We start from the raw sequence: 17,832 nt of genomic DNA, 5'->3' as shown, positions 1-17,832 counted from the left end.
TATAGTATGACAGGTACAAACAATGTTCTTGACATTATTCGATCGTCAAAAAAAGAAGGTATTCAATTATTTGTTGAAGATGGACGATTAGGAATGAAGAAAAATAAAGGTGTTAAATTATCAGATCACCTTTCGGAGATTATAAGAGAAAATAAAGAAGCAATTATTCACTTTTTTGAGAATGATTTTAAGGGAGTCAGGTCTGCACAAACCATTTCTGTTTATACTGGAGATGATTTATGTGGTATTCCTTTATCTTATGCTCAGGAGCGATTATGGTTTATAGACGAGTTATCAGGTAGTTTACACTATCACATACCTATTATTTTTCGTATTTCAGGTTCTTTAGACATTGATATTTTAGAGAAGTCTTTTCAGTCTTTGATTGATCGTCATCAGGCACTTCGTACTGTTATTAGTGAAGAAGATGGAGTTGCATATCAGGAGTTAAAACCTTCATCAGATTTTAGATGTATGGATTTAGGAAAGATCGATGAGAGTTTGCTTACTAATAATACTAGTTCATTTATAGCAAGACCGTTTGATTTGAGTGGAGATTATATGCTTCGTGTCGGTGTTTATGATTTAGGTTTGGATCAATATGCTCTTGTATTAGTATTACATCATATTGCTTCAGACGGTTGGTCGATTCCTATTTTGTTTAATGAGCTTCAGTATTTTTATAATAATTTATTAGCAGGAGCATCCTTTGATTTACCAGATTTACCGATTCAGTATTCGGATTATAGTATTTGGCAACGTTCAGATTCTCAGGTTGATTTGTTATCTTCTCAATTGTCTTTTTGGAAAGATCGTTTGTCAGGTGTTCCAGTATTAGAGCTTCCCACAGATTATGTTCGTCCTTCAATTCAGAGTACTCGTGGTTCGAGTTATTCTTTTAGTATAGATAGTAACTTAAGTAGATGTATTCGGGATCTGGTTCAATCAGAGGATTGTAGTTTATTTATGTTTTTACTGTCGAGTTATACGATACTATTGCATCGTTATACGGGTCAGGAAGATATTTGTGTAGGTACGCCTGTTGCGAATAGGGGTTATCAAGAGATAGAGGGTTTGATAGGTTTTTTTGTAAACACATTGGCTCTTCGTACCCAGTTGGATTGTGATCAGGATTTCACTTCGTTTTTACAGGCTGTAAAACTAGATACACTATTGGCTTATGATCATCAGGAGGTTCCTTTTGAGAAAATAGTAAGTGAAATAGGATTGGAGCGTGATCAGAGCAGGTCAGCTTTATTTCAGACCATGCTAGTGTTACAGAATAATGATCGTATATCGGATATTCGTTTTGGTTCATCTCAGGTTGATATTGAGGCTTATGATTATGCTGTGGCAAAGGAGGACTTGACATTGTATGCTGCTGATTCTGGAGATGAGCTTGGTTTTTCGTTTGAGTATTGTACTGATTTATTCGATGAGTCTACGATCATACGTATGGCGGCACATTTTCAGAACTTGTTAGAAGCAATAGTATCAGCTCCTAAGGATAAGATCAGTAGTTATGAGATTCTTTCTGATAAAGAAAAAAACCAAATCCTTAAAGAGTTTAACACAACCCGATTTCCATTTCTAAAAAATAGTACGGTATTAGATTTTTTTATAAACCAGGCAAATATCAATCCCCAAGGGATAGCTATTCAAGAGGGAAATATTAAAATGACATATCAAGAGTTAGATGAAAAATCAACCCGGATCGCAAAGTATTTAATTGGAACCGGAATCACAAAAGAAGAACTTATTCCAATTTGTATAAATCGTTCTTGGCAACTTGTAACAGGTATTTTAGGAATTTTAAAATCTGGAGGAGCTTATGTGCCGATAGATCCAGCTTATCCTAAGGATCGAATTAAATTTATAATTCAAAACACAAAAGCAAAATATATTCTTTCTAATCATGATTTAGTAAAAGAATCAGAGATATCGATTATTAGCTTAGAAAATATCCTTAGAAAATCAAATTCTTTTGATCAGCTAACGCTTCCGATTATAAAAAAAGACCAGTTAGCTTATGTGATCTATACATCAGGAACAACCGGTGAACCTAAAGGAGTAATGATCGAACATAGATCATTGATGAATTTATGTCAATGGCATATTAAAGAATATGAAGTAGATGAGTACAGTCATGCAACATTATTTTCGGGAGTTGGTTTTGATGCTTCTGTTTGGGAACTTTTCCCATACTTAGCTTCCGGAAGTTGTGTTTTTCCAATACCAGAACTTGTTCGCTTAAATATTAGAGATTTAGCGGATTTTATACAAACCCATAAAATTACACACACCTATTTACCCACCTCATTATATACAGATTTTGCTTCTGAGTATAAAACAGACCATATGTTAAAAGTATTGGTTGGTGGTGAGGCACTTACCAAAATTGTAGATAATGAAAGTATCGAATTATACAATAATTATGGACCAACAGAGAATACCGTAGTTGCCACTTTTTATCCAGTTAAAAATGGAAGCACAGATAGTATATCTATAGGAAAGCCTATATCTAATACGACTTTGTACATTATGGATGATCTAATGAGAATATGTCCTTTAAAAGCAATTGGTGAATTATACATAGGAGGAGATAGCCTAGCTCGTGGCTATTTTAATGATGAAAAATTGACCTCAGAGAAATTTATCATTAACCCTTTTAGTAAGGATCAAAAACTATATCGAACAGGAGATATGGTTAGATGGCTTGAAGATGGGAATATTGAATTTATAGGACGAGCAGATGATCAAATAAAAATAAGAGGCTACAGAATAGAACTTGGTGAAATAGAAAGTCACTTAAGTCGTATAAAAGGGGTTTCAGATACCAGTGTTGTAACTCAAAAAAACAATAACAACCCATATCTAGTAGGATATTATACAGGTAAAAAGTTTGATGATCATACAATAAAAACTCAATTGAAATCCTTGTTGCCTGAATACATGATCCCTTTAAGTTTTATTTATCTGGAAGAGTTTCCGATTACTCCTAATGGTAAAATTGATAAGAATAGGTTACCCAAACCGGATATAAAACTTTTGAAAGGGCAATCTTATGTTGCTCCAGCTACTCCAATTGAAATAGAATTAGTAAGTGTTCTTGAAAAACTGTTAGACAGAAAGAAAATAGGAATCGAAGATAATTTCTTTGAGCTGGGAGGGCACTCATTAATGGCTGTTAGACTAGCCTCTCAATTATCATCCTTGTATGATTTGGACATTAAAGTGCAGGCAATATTTGAATATAGCACTATAGGAAATCTTTCTAAATATATAGAATTACTGTTGCCGCAGGAAGAAAAAGAAACGATTACAAAAACATTTGAGGTTTTTAGCCTTTAAGTAAAACTATTGAAGAAAGGTATATAACAATAAGGTATGATTAACGAAACTAAACTAGATATATTGAATTTAATCCATCAGGCAAAAAAAGATGGAGTATTTGTTTTTCTAAAGGGAGAAGAGTTAAATATTAAAGTAGAAGAAGGAAAAGTTATCGACAAGGACTTGTTAAGAGAACTAAAGGAGAATAAATCCGGGATTATTTCTTTTCTTAAGAAAAACTCACAAAATAATAGAAAAACCATTTCTGTTTATACTGGAGATGATTTATGTGGTATTCCTTTATCTTATGCTCAGGAGCGATTATGGTTTATAGACGAGTTATCAGGTAGTTTACACTATCACATACCTATTATTTTTCGTATTTCAGGTTCTTTAGACATTGATATTTTAGAGAAGTCTTTTCAGTCTTTGATTGATCGTCATCAGGCACTTCGTACTGTTATTAGTGAAGAAGATGGAGTTGCATATCAGGAGTTAAAACCTTCATCAGATTTTAGATGTATGGATTTAGGAAAGATCGATGAGAGTTTGCTTACTAATAATACTAGTTCATTTATAGCAAGACCGTTTGATTTGAGTGGAGATTATATGCTTCGTGTCGGTGTTTATGATTTAGGTTTGGATCAATATGCTCTTGTATTAGTATTACATCATATTGCTTCAGACGGTTGGTCGATTCCTATTTTGTTTAATGAGCTTCAGTATTTTTATAATAATTTATTAGCAGGAGCATCCTTTGATTTACCAGATTTACCGATTCAGTATTCGGATTATAGTATTTGGCAACGTTCAGATTCTCAGGTTGATTTGTTATCTTCTCAATTGTCTTTTTGGAAAGATCGTTTGTCAGGTGTTCCAGTATTAGAGCTTCCCACAGATTATGTTCGTCCTTCAATTCAGAGTACTCGTGGTTCGAGTTATTCTTTTAGTATAGATAGTAACTTAAGTAGATGTATTCGGGATCTGGTTCAATCAGAGGATTGTAGTTTATTTATGTTTTTACTGTCGAGTTATACGATACTATTGCATCGTTATACGGGTCAGGAAGATATTTGTGTAGGTACGCCTGTTGCGAATAGGGGTTATCAAGAGATAGAGGGTTTGATAGGTTTTTTTGTAAACACATTGGCTCTTCGTACCCAGTTGGATTGTGATCAGGATTTCACTTCGTTTTTACAGGCTGTAAAACTAGATACACTATTGGCTTATGATCATCAGGAGGTTCCTTTTGAGAAAATAGTAAGTGAAATAGGATTGGAGCGTGATCAGAGCAGGTCAGCTTTATTTCAGACCATGCTAGTGTTACAGAATAATGATCGTATATCGGATATTCGTTTTGGTTCATCTCAGGTTGATATTGAGGCTTATGATTATGCTGTGGCAAAGGAGGACTTGACATTGTATGCTGCTGATTCTGGAGATGAGCTTGGTTTTTCGTTTGAGTATTGTACTGATTTATTCGATGAGTCTACGATCATACGTATGGCGGCACATTTTCAGAACTTGTTAGAAGCAATAGTATCAGCTCCTAAGGATAAGATCAGTAGTTATGAGATTCTTTCTGATAAAGAAAAAAACCAAATCCTTAAAGAATTTAATCAATATGAAGCTATATATCCTGATCAAACTATTTTGGATGTTTTTGAAAGACAGTTACGGTATTATGGAGAAAAAGAAGCTATAATTAATGAGTCTAAATCAACTTCTTATAGCGAAGTTGATCTTAAGTCTAATCAATTTGCAAAGATTTTAATCGGTAAAGGTGTAGAAAAAGGAGACATGATTCCAGTATGTATGGATAGATCTTCTGATTTGATTATTAGTATACTGGCAATTCTAAAAGTAGGAGCAGTTTATGTACCTGTAGACCCTAAAAACCCTCTGGATAGAGTGAAGTTTATTTTACAGGACATAGACGCGGCTATTATTATAAGTACTACTAAGTGGAAGGATTTATGTCAAAATCTTGATAATATCAATACGCTATATTTTGATGAATTACACGATAGCGTAAATAAACATATCAATTTCTCCAAACAAGAGATAATACCTGATCAGGTTGCTTATGTAATTTATACTTCTGGAACTACTGGAAACCCAAAAGGAGTGCAGATAACCCATAGATCACTACATACATTATTAAATACCATGTCGGTAAATTATCCATTGGATAATAATGATCGTCTACTTTTTAAAACTGTAATTTCTTTTGATGTTTCAATATATGAAATATTCGGATGGATATTAAGAGGAGCTACTTTGGTAATGTATCCAACAAAGTATGATAAGGATGTCCAGAAATTGATTGATTATACTAAAAATTATAATATCAGACAATTACAGATGGTGCCATCATTGTTTTCAGCATTTTTGGATACATTATCTAGCATAGATGATCCAGTAGAGTTTCCAAGTTTAAAATATATTTTTTTGGCTGGAGAAGCTTTACCTCCATTATTGATAGAAAAATATAAGAGTTTAGGTTTGTCAACTCAATTGGTAAATATATACGGACCTACAGAAAATACCGTATACACTAGTCATTATACGATAGATAATTCGAAAAATTATCTAACTAATAGCATTCCTATAGGTAAACCGTTGCATAATGTAAAATTATACATAGTTGATTCTTCTATAGTTCCTGTACCAATTGGTGTACAAGGAGAATTATGTATTGGAGGGAGCCAACTAGCAGAAGGGTATCATAATAGAAAAGAACTTTCAGAAGAGAAATTTGTTAAAAACCCTTTTGAAGAAAGGATAGACAGTCTTTTATATCGAACAGGAGATACTGTAAAATGGTTGCCTGATGGTAATATTGAATTTGTTGGAAGAAAAGATGCGCAGGTAAAAATCAGAGGATATCGAATAGAATTGGGAGAAATAGAAGTACAACTCGAACGATTACCCAAAGTAAAACAAGCCATTGTATCGGTAAAAGAAGATTCTTTAAATACTAAGAGGCTTATAGGATATATTAAATCAGATGAAGTTCTTGATACATCTTTATTAATAAATGAACTTAAAGAATATCTACCTGAGTATATGATTCCTCGTCTATATATTCAGATAGAAGAATTTCCTTTAACTTCTAGCGGTAAGGTTGATAGAAAACAACTTCCCGACCTTAACTTTGATTCGTTAGCAAGAGAAAAATATATAGCACCTCAATCTAATGAAGAAAAGGATTTTGCAGAGATATGGCAAAACCTATTAAATATTGATCAGGTAGGTGTCAATGATAATTTTTTTACTCTTGGAGGAGATTCCATTATCGCTATTCAATTCATAAATAGAGCAAGAAAAAAAGGGTACTCTCTAAAAGTAAGAGATGTATTTGCATACCAGGTTATACGTGATCTGGCAATTTGTGTGAAAAACAATAGTACGACTCAGAAAAATCAGGAACCACTTCAAGGAAACATTGACCTATTACCGATTCAATCCTCATTTTTTGAAAAAGATCTAAATAATAAAAATCACTATAACCAATCGGTATTAGTTACAGTTCCTAAGAAGTATACCGGTGCTCTTATAGAAAAAGCAATACAAATACTATTCAAACAACATGATTGCTTAAGGTTACAATATAAAAAACAAGAAGGAAAATATATAGGAACCTTTACAGAAACTATCCCTGTTTTATATACAGAATATGTAGATGTAAAACAAAATCAGCAAGAGCACATTCAAGTGATCTGCACTTCTTATCAATCATCATTATCTCTAGTTCAGGATTTAGCAAAGTTTGTTTGGATTCAAACTCCAGAAAATCAAGAGGGTAATAGGCTTTTTATTACTATTCATCATATGGTTGTTGATGGTGTTTCCTGGAGGTTGATCCTGGAAGATTTATCAAACTACATACTGGATTTGTATAATGATCAATCCGAACTAAACTATTTTAAAACTACTTCCTACAGAGATTGGCAAAAACAACTATCGGAGTATGCGCAAAGTAATTTTATACAATCAGAAAGACCTTTTTGGAAATCTGTTTTAACTCATAAAAACACACTTCCCGTTGACAAAGATTATAAAGGTATTACTACTTTTTCCGAAACCAAAACCTATGCCATTAAGTTAGATAAAAACCGTACTAGTACCCTATTAAAAGAATGTCATCAGGCAATAGGAACAGAAATAAATGACTTGCTGTTATCTGCCCTTATCATTTCTTTATGTGACTGGACAGAAAGATCCCATATAAGAATTGGATTAGAAGGACACGGAAGAGAAGAATTGTTTGATAATATGGATACAAGTCATACTGTAGGCTGGTTTACAACATTATTTCCGGTTTCGCTTGCTAAAAACCCAAAAGGGATCTTGGAAACCATTATAGATGTAAAAGAAACATTACGTTCGATCCCCAATAAAGGAATAGGATATGGAGTACTAAGATACCTTCATCAAGATAAGGAGATTAGAGATGAGTTGTCAGAAAATATAGAAGAAATAATATTTAATTATTTAGGGCAATTTCAGACAAATGTAGATAATGATATTTTCTCATTTGCCAAAGAATCCAAAGGAGAAGATATTAGTTTAGAAAATAAAAACTCTACTAAACTAGGTATTAATGGTAGTGTTATAAATGAAACCTTACAACTTGTCTGGAGTTATGATGCCAATCGATTTGAAGACAATACTATTATTAAATTGGCAGAAACCTTTAAACAAAACTTATGTGAGATAATTGAGTTGTGTTCAAGGATTGAGGCACCAATTAAAACACCACATGATTATGGTCTTAGTGGTAAGATAGATATGATAGGGCTTAATGATTTTATTCAAAATCAAGAAAGTAACTTATCTATTGAAGATATTTATGAGCTAAGTCCACTACAGGAAGGAATGCTGTTTCATAGTTTATATAAGGCTAATGCCAACGCTTATGTAGTGCAAATGAGTTTGGATTTGATAGGTTCATTAGATCTGAAGCGTTTTGAAGAATCCTGGAGGATACTAAGTGATAAACATAGTGCATTAAGAACAGCATTTTTCCATAATGTTTTTGAAGTACCGGTACAATGTGTATATGAGCAGGTAAAAGTTCCTGTTACGATATTGGATTATACGCATTTGGAAAAACCAGAACAGGAAAAAGCAGTTGTAAGCTTTATAGAAGAAGATGCAAAAAAACCGTTTGACCTGCAAAATCCTCCTTTAATACGACTCACGCTTGTGCATTTAGAAGATCAGAGAACCAAAATGATTTTTACCAATCATCATATATTATTAGATGGATGGTCATTGCCTGTAATTCTGGGCGAAATGCTATCTATTTACACAGGATTAAATAAAGGTGATATAAAAAACAGGAATTATAAAGATGGTTATAAAGACTATATTAAATATCTGAATAACAAGTCTAAGTATGATCTTGTCCATTATTGGAAAGAGTATCTAAAAGAAGTAGAAGCCCCTTCATTATTACCATTTGTAGATACCAGTATCACCAATAAAATATTCGGTAATACAACAGTTACTCTAGCTAAAGATTCAGTGTTTGTGGATAGTTTAGAATCTTTTGCCAAATCAAATCGTATAACCGTTAATACTATTTTGCAAGGAGTTTGGGCATATTTATTATCCCGATATACCGATAATAATATGGTGGTCTTTGGTACAGTAATTTCCGGAAGACCTTCATCAATAGAAAATATTGAATCTAGAGTAGGATTATACATTAATACGATCCCTTTATGTACCAGAATTGAAAATGATCAAAGTTGTATTGATTGGCTACAGTCGATTCAACAAACCTATGCTGTTTCAAGAGAAGAATATGGATATCATTCTCTTGCTGATATTCAAAGCGAAAAAGGGTTTACTGGAAGTTTATTTGATAGTATTTTAGTTTTTGAGAATTACCCAATAGATAATGTAACTTCGATTCAGTCAGATCTGGTCATAGAAAATATTCTGGCTGATGAACAGACAAACTACGCATTATCGATATCTTCTCATTTGTCACCAAATAACTTGGAGGTGGGATTTAAGTATAACTCAAAAATCTTGTCGGATGCTACAGTTTCACAAATAAAATCTCACTTTGATCAGGTCTTACAACAAATTCTGGAAGTCCAAACACTTCAGGATGTTAATTATCTATCAAACTCAGAGGCTAAATTGTTAAGTTCTTTTAATCAAACGAGAACTACTTATCCATCCACAAGAACAGTAATTGATATTTTGAATGAGCAAGTACATCAAAATCCAGATGGGATAGCATTAACGCATAACGAAGAGCAAATAAGTTATAAAGATTTATGGATTCGTTCAGGAGCATTAGCTAGTCGTTTACAATCTGATAATGATGTTATAGGAAACAATGTGGGGATTTTAGCTAAAAGGGGAATAGATATGATTGTGGGTATTTTAGGAGTATTAAGAAGTGGAGGAGTCTATGTTCCTTTACATAATGCTTACCCTACACAACGTCTAAATTATATTTTAGAAGACGCGGGTATAGAAAAGATATTGTACACAGATATTTCGTTGATTATAGAAAAGGATCTTAAAGACTTTGATTTTATACCAATTGATGAAATTAAGATAGATGAATTTGAATTATTCAATGTAAATCTTGTACAAGATTCTTTGGCGTATATTATGTATACTTCCGGAAGTACGGGAGTTCCCAAAGGGGTTAAGGTAACTCACAAAAACATCATGAAATTAGTGTATGATGGAGGCTGTATAAGCATAGAATCTGGAGACCGAGTTTTACAATGGTCTAATTTTGCTTTTGATGGATCTATTTATGAGATCTTTAGTTGTTTATTGCGGGGAGGAACATTGCACTTAATAGAGGATAAGGATGCTTCTAGCGCCATTAGAATATCTGAGGTTTTGGTAACACAAAATATAGATGTATGTTTTTTAACAACAGCTTTATTCAATGCTTTGGTAGATTATAATGTAAGCAGCTTGTCGGGAGTTCGTAGGCTATTATTTGGAGGAGAGTTAGTATCTGTAGATCATGTAAATAGAGCGTTAGATGTGATGGGGCCTAACAGATTAGTACATGTATATGGTCCAACAGAGACCGTTGTATACGCCACTAGTCAATTGATTGATTCATTGTCTGAGAATTGTGTTCCAATAGGTTCTCCTCTCAGCAACACTCAGATATATATAGTCAATAATAGTTTTCAATTATGTGGGATAGGAGTAACAGGAGAGATATGTATAGGAGGAGATGGTGTTTCTGCGGGATATTTGAATAAAGAAAAATTAGCTAAAGAACGTTTTATTGATAATCCTTTTGGCGAAGGTGTTTTGTATTGTACAGGAGATTTGGGAAGATGGTTAAGAGATGGTAGCATTGATTTTATTGGCCGTAAGGATAACCAGGTAAAAATCCGAGGTTATCGCATAGAGTTAGGCGATGTAGAATCTGGGTTGCAATCTTTAGAAATGGTGGATCAGTCATTGGTATTAGCAGATTCAGATCCTAGTGGAGGTAAACGTTTGATAAGCTATGTAGTTTGTTCCGACAAGTTTGACAAGCTATTACTAGAATCAGAATTGGAGGGTTTGTTACCTAAGTATATGATTCCATCGTTTATTATTCAGTTAGAGTCATTTCCGCTAACTCCTAATGGTAAGATAGACCGTAAAGCACTGCCAAAACCAGGCAATCAAGAAATTGAATCAGTACTATCTATTGAGTATACTGCCGCAGAGAGTCAACTTATAGTTATATGGGAAGATGTATTAAAAATAGATTCAATTGGGATAGAAGATAATTTCTTCGAACAAGGAGGACATTCAATACTTGCGATTAGACTTATAAGTCAGTTACGGGAAACATTGAAAATAGATTTAGGAGTAGAAACTGTATTTCAATACCCTGTATTAAAAGAAATGGCCAAGTACATCGAAAACAAACAAGCCATACAATTACCAAAAATTCACAAACAAGATAGAAAAGAGAATATTCCTCTCTCCTTTTCACAAGAAAGACTATGGTTTATAGATCAATTAGCAGGTACTGTAGCTTATCACAGTCCTATTGTTTTAAAAGTAGAAGGTATACTGGATGACGAAGTGTTGTTAACATCTATTAAAAAAGTTCTTAATCGCCACGAAGCCTTACGAACCATATTTGTCGAAAAAGAAGGAGTGGCCTATCAAGAACTTTTAGATGAGAACTACTATAATATTACTATTCATCATAAGATAGAGGATAATACTGAATTCTTAAATGATAAAATTAAAACAATAATCACTAAGCCTTTTGATTTAGCAGTAGATTTCAAATTAAGAACAGATATTATACCTGTAGAAAATAATGTTTTTATTTTGACCTTTGTATTTCATCACATTTCATCTGATGGATGGTCTGTACCAATTTTTATAAAAGAATTAGAGTATTATTATCAGGAAGGAATCGAAAATGAGAATAACAATTTGTCTAAACTTCCAATTCAATATTTGGATTACAGTATTTGGCAACGACAACACTTATCAGGATCTACATTAAATAATAAATTGCATTATTGGATAGAACAATTAAATGGAGCCACTCCATATATCTTGTCGACAGATTATCTTAGACCACCAATACAACAAACAGAAGGTGCATCATATCATTTTGAAATTCCTTTAGATATAACAATATCTTTAAAACAATATTTTACCAAGAACAATGCTACCCTGTTTATGGGGTTATTGGGAGTTTTCAAAGTATTACTATATCGTTATTCTGGTCAACAGGATATTAGTATAGGAACTCCGGTTGCAAATCGCTCACAGAGAGAAATAGCCAATTTAATAGGATATTTTGCAAATACTGTAGTGATAAGAAGTATCCTAGATGGTAAAATGAGTTTTTCAGAATATTTAGAAATTGTTAAAAAAACAACTACAGAGGCTTTAGAATATCAGGATGTCCCTTTCGAGAAAATAGTAAGCGAATTAGTAGTAGAAAGAGATAGAAGTAGAAACCCATTATTTCAGATAATGTTCATTATGCAAAACAATGAGCAAATAGAAGAAATTAATCTTGGGTCATCAAAAATCTCTCCCTTACCTATAGAAAACACTAATTCTACCTTTGACCTTACTTGTAGTATAACAGAAAATCAAGGGGGTTTATTTGTAATGTTCGAGTATTGTACAGCACTTTTTGCTCAAGAAACAATACATAAGATTGCGGAACATTATAAAATTTTGATTGATGAAATACTTACTAATCCTGATGAAAGTTTGGACAAATTTCAGATGGTAACTCCTTCAGAAAAACATAAAATACTACATGAATTTAATAATAGAAAGAAGGAATATCCAAAAGAAACTGTAATAGATTTATTTAAAAAACAAACTCTATACACACCTAATCTTGTTGCATTATATTTTGGCAATAAAGAGCTTACTTATAAAGAGTTAGATACGAGATCGGATCAGTTTGCAAACATGTTATGGGAATCTGGAGCTATAGAAAACGAATTGATACCTATTTGTACAGAACGATCATTGGATATGATAACTGCTATTTTGGGAATTCTTAAAATAGGCGCTGCGTATGTACCCATTGACCCTCAATATCCGATAGAAAGAATCCATTATATCTTAGAAGATATACAAGCGAAAAGAATTATAACGCATTCTGAATTAGCAGATACATTTACAAAATTACCGCTTTCTTATTATCATTATATAGATACAGATGATGTAGAAGAAAAGTTAACATATACAAACCCTATCTCAAAAGAGGTAAATATAACTAGTGACCAATTAGCTTACATTATTTATACTTCAGGTACAACGGGTAAACCTAAAGGAGTGATGATTGAGCACTTTGGAGTAACTAATTTGGTTTGTAATCAGATAGAATTAATGTCAATTACGAAAGAAGATACGATATTACAATTCGCATCTTTTGCATTTGATGCATTTGTGTCAGAACTCTTTACAGCTATAAACACAGGTGCCTCTCTAGTTATGGTTAGTAAAGAAGATATTTATTCTAAAACCAAATTAATCAATATTTTATTAGAAAAAAAGATAACTATAGCAACACTTCCTCCTAGTTATCAGACAGAGTTATCAGATGATTTAGGTAGTTTAAAAATTATTCTATCAGCAGGAGAAGCACTCAATAAAGAAGTTGCTAAAAAATTAAACAAAAAAGGAGTACAAGTAGTTAATGGCTATGGACCTACAGAAAATACCATAGGTATTGCTATGTCTACTAATCCAATCACATTAGAAGATAAGATAACCATTGGTAAACCTCTTTATAATGTAGAAGTTTATATACTGAATGAGTCTGATCAGTTATGCGCTATTGGAGTTTTAGGAGAATTATGTGTTTCAGGAACACAAGTGGCAAGAGGTTATCTAAATCAGGATAAATTAACAGAGGAAAAATTTATTACGAATCCTTTTGACCCTGATAATAAATCAAAATTATATAGAACAGGAGATTTAGCACGATGGATGCCAGATGGAAGAATAGAGTTTATAGGAAGAAAAGATACACAAGTAAAAATAAGAGGATATCGGGTAGAATTAAGTGAGATTGAATTAGAATTAGAAGAGCTTGATTTAATAAAACAAGCAGTAGTATTAATAAAAGAAAAAGGAAACATCAAAACACTTGTTGCCTACATCTCTATAAGCAATGATATTGAACTAAGTATAATTAAAAACTCATTAAAGAAAAAACTCCCTGATTATATGATACCTCAATTATTTGTAGAAATGGAATCTTTTCCACTAACAATTAATGGGAAAATAAATAGGAAAGCACTACCAGAGCCAAATATCGCAACTTTTAACACGAATAATTTTATCGCACCAAGAAACAATATAGAACAACAAGTAGCATCCATCTGGGCTGAAGTTTTACAGACAGAAAAAATTGGTATTCGTGACAATTTCTTCGAAAGAGGTGGAAACTCTATACTCGCAATAAAATTGGTTGCTAAACTTCAAGAATACTTTGAGGTAGATATCAATGATATATTCCAATATCAGACAATTCAGGAGCTGGTAGAAAATATAAGTTATGAAAAGAACTATTTAAAGAATAAACTGGAGTCATATATAACCAAATTAAAAGTTCAGGAATTAGCAGAACAGGTAGCTTCTAAGGAAATCAAAAAACAAAAGAAAGAAAATGAAACCAAAATTAAAAAACAAAAGAAAGCGTATTTGAGTCAAATTAAAGGTCTCAGAAAAATTAATTATAAAGAACGATTGGATTATGAGAATGTACTTTTGTTTGGAGCAACTGGGTATTTAGGTATTCATGTGTTGTATGAACTTTTATATACACGAAAAGAAATAGTAACAGTAATTGTTAGGGCAGAAAATCAGCAAAAAGCGTTTGAAAAACTCCATACCAAATTTCAATTTTATTTTGAAGAAGATATAACTAGTTTTAAAAATAGGATACAAGTGTATAAAGGGGATATCAGCCAGGATATGTTTGGATTAGATGAATCTACATATCAAGATTTGGCAGAAGTTTCGGACACAATAATCAATTGTGCAGCAAATGTAAAGCACTATGGAGAGCTGGAGGAATTCATGAATGTGAATACACATCCTATCAATAGAATTATTGATTTTTCAACTTTCAAAAAACAAAAAACAATTCATCATGTTTCAACATTGAGTATAGCAGGATATGTAGATGGAGATATTGAGGATGAGGGGCTTAATGTCATATTTACAGAACGGGAAACGGATACAAACCAACATCATCTTAATAATTATACAAAAAGTAAATTCGAAGCAGATAGGATATTTGACGTCGCAAGAAAAGATGGCATACAGGTAAATATTTATAGAGTAGGAAATTTGAGTTACCATAGTAAGACAGGTAAATTTCAGGAGAACATCGAAAACAATGCATTTTATAATCAAATAAGAGCAAATTTATTTCTTGAAGCTGTAATTGATAGTGACATCAATTTTGAAATCTCGTGCATAGACAAAGTCGCTGAAGGAATTATAAAATTGTTTGATAAAAAAGCACTTCAGAATAGAAATTTCCACTTAAAAAATGAATACCTATTACCCAATAAAAATTTTGTAAAAGCATTAAACAGAAACAATTTTAAGGTTGAGGCTTTAGATGCCAGAGAATTTTTAGAAAATGTATTCATAAAATATGACCAGTATACTGAACTCATCAATCGATTTCTACTTCATTTAAACATTTTTGATGCCGAACAAGAACAAAGAGCACTGCATGTGGTTTGTAGTGAGGAAACTGAATATATTTTAAATAAAGTCGGATTCAAGTGGAATCAGGTAAAAGACAAAGAAATAAAACTAATGTTAGATTATGGAAGATCAGTTAATTTTTGGGTATCCCAAGATTAAGACGACGGCACCTATCTTAAGACAAGCTTCTGAAGAGCAGTTAGATCATATTAAGAATCGAATCAGTCGCAAGGCACCAACCTTTTTATCATCTATTAACCCAGTGTTTGAAGAAACGGTTCAAGTTGCCTTTATGCTCTGCGAGATTATTAATAATTATCAAAAACGGGAAAAATATAAAACCTTTTTTGCTAATTCTTATCTCGAAGCCATTCATGGAGCCATAAAAATAGCTCGTACTGCCTCAAAGGAAATTTATAAAAAAGAAGAAGGGGAAGTAGTTTTTTACGATGCTGGACAACGTTATCAGTTTTTGTTTGATCCACTACAGGAAGGTTGTGAAAAAGCATTAATTCCTGGAATTACTTTTTATACAAGACTAAAAATGATTCAGGAATCGATTGAAAAAAATAATCCTGGAATAGTTCTAATCTCCATTTATCAAGAAAACGATGAAAAAGAAGTTTTTGAAATAATTAGACAAATAAAAAGGAAGGAAATAGTTACAGTATTAGATCTTAGTGGGGTTGATATTAATAAAATACACAGTTTTGGAGATAATTTCCTTCAACAATTTGATTGTGTAGTATGGGGAGAAGCATTGAGTGATAACCAGTTTCCTTTCGGAGCTTTCTCAACCAGAGATACTATATATAAACCCTGGAACTCTTTGGATACCTGTTTAACTCATTCCTCTACATATGGAGGTAATGGAATGGTTTTGAGCTATGTTAGAAAAGTAATTCGGAAGGAATTTATGGAGTTCCATAAAAAAAAGTATCTCAAAAAATTTAAGAAGGTGGAAACATCTTCTGGAGCTAAGTATAAAATGGCAGCATCTTATATCAATAGATATACTAATGTGTTATTTAGGACAACTACACCAATGAATTTTAAAAAGGTTTCGGGATCACAATTTTATACTAATAAAGAAAAGAAACCAAGTCAAAAACAATATTTAGATTGTGTAGGAGGCTCTGGATGTAATCTGATAGGACATAATAGGGATGAAATAATTACTGAGGTTATTGACAAACATAATGTTAATGTGGACTATTTTGCTTCTCTTGAGGCATCTATGGCACAACAGACAGGGTTAGATGTTGGTTTTATGGGGAATAGTGGAGCCAGTGCTGTAGAAACTGCCATTATCATGGCATTGTTAGCTAACAAAGGAAAAAAGAAAATAGTTGTATTTAGCGGAAACTATGCAGGTAAAACATTGGTAGCTATTAATGGTACTTCTGATGATCATAGTAATTTTGAACCTTTATATGCAGAAGTAGAGATGATCAACCCTTTTGCGGGTTCTGCTAGGTATGATTTAGAAAAAGTATTAAAAACAAATGAAGTAGCTCTGGTATGGTTCGAGTACATCCAGGGTGGTGTTTTATTAAAACTACCACCAGATTTAATATCCCTACTTAATAAATATAAAGAAACTTTCAACTATTTGATAGGTGTAGATGAAATTCTTCATGGCGTATATAGAACAGGGAATTTTTTGAGTATTCATCAAACTAAAATAAAACCGGATATTATAACTTTTTCAAAAGCATTAAGTAATATGACTCTCCCAGTATCTTTAACAATGATGTCCGAGGGTGTCTACAAAAGAGCTGTTAATACTAATAATAAAGTTGTTTGTTTTTATGAAGAAATATTTAAAAATCAGCTTGCAGCTCATCTAGCAGGGAATGTACTAAATACTCTAGAAGAAAATAATATCTCAGAAAATGTGAAAAAGCAATCTTTATATCTTAAGACAAGTATAGAAAAGATTTTTGCGAATTCGCCATACTATCGAAATGTAGAAATGTCAGGATTACACATCAGGTTTAATCTTAATATGAAAAAATATCCTTTTAAATTCTTTTCTTTTTCCAGAATTAGCAACATAATTACGCATATTTTTTATAAAAAAGGTAAGATAATAACATATTACGGAAGAATGTTACCTCCTTTAAATATGTCTGACAAGGAAGCAAAACAGCTGATTGAAGGACTCGATAAAGTGGTCAATGTACCAAAATGGTATTATATCTGGGTAGGAATAAAACAATATATGTTAACAAGATTTCATACTAAGTTTTAATCATGAGCAAGTTATAAATAGACAAAAAATAT

3 protein-coding genes are annotated in these 17,832 nt (G+C 32.4%); all 3 read left to right on the top strand.

Going from position 1 to position 17,832, the window contains the following annotated elements; genetic code table 11:
* Positions 1-6: 6 nt before the first annotated feature.
* The 3 genes from D1818_RS14175 to D1818_RS14165 are packed head-to-tail and all read left to right on the top strand — an operon-like array spanning position 7 to position 17,800.
* Positions 7-3,351 carry a non-ribosomal peptide synthetase gene (locus D1818_RS14175; protein ID WP_118459661.1) on the top strand — a complete coding sequence of 1,115 codons (3,345 nt, stop codon included), beginning with the start codon at positions 7-9 and terminating at the stop codon, positions 3,349-3,351.
* Positions 3,352-3,387: 36 nt separating this feature from the next.
* Complete coding sequence (locus D1818_RS14170; protein ID WP_118459660.1) at positions 3,388-15,705, top strand: non-ribosomal peptide synthetase; 12,318 nt, start codon at positions 3,388-3,390, stop codon at positions 15,703-15,705.
* Positions 15,668-17,800 carry an aminotransferase class III-fold pyridoxal phosphate-dependent enzyme gene (locus tag D1818_RS14165; protein WP_118459659.1) on the top strand — a complete coding sequence of 711 codons (2,133 nt, stop codon included), beginning with the start codon at positions 15,668-15,670 and terminating at the stop codon, positions 17,798-17,800. The genes D1818_RS14170 and D1818_RS14165 overlap by 38 nt, the downstream gene beginning before the upstream one ends.
* Positions 17,801-17,832 lie beyond the last annotated feature (32 nt).

Origin of the sequence: Aquimarina sp. BL5, from assembly GCF_003443675.1 — a bacterium.
In the GTDB taxonomy this organism is placed as follows: domain Bacteria; phylum Bacteroidota; class Bacteroidia; order Flavobacteriales; family Flavobacteriaceae; genus Aquimarina.
This window is presented reverse-complemented; position numbering and strand designations above follow the sequence as displayed.

Coding starts and splice junctions, on each gene's coding strand:
- D1818_RS14175 (WP_118459661.1), top strand. CDS start 7: ATGACAGGTACAAACAATGTTCTTGACATTATTCGATCGTCAAAAAAA.
- D1818_RS14170 (WP_118459660.1), top strand. CDS start 3,388: ATGATTAACGAAACTAAACTAGATATATTGAATTTAATCCATCAGGCA.
- D1818_RS14165 (WP_118459659.1), top strand. CDS start 15,668: ATGGAAGATCAGTTAATTTTTGGGTATCCCAAGATTAAGACGACGGCA.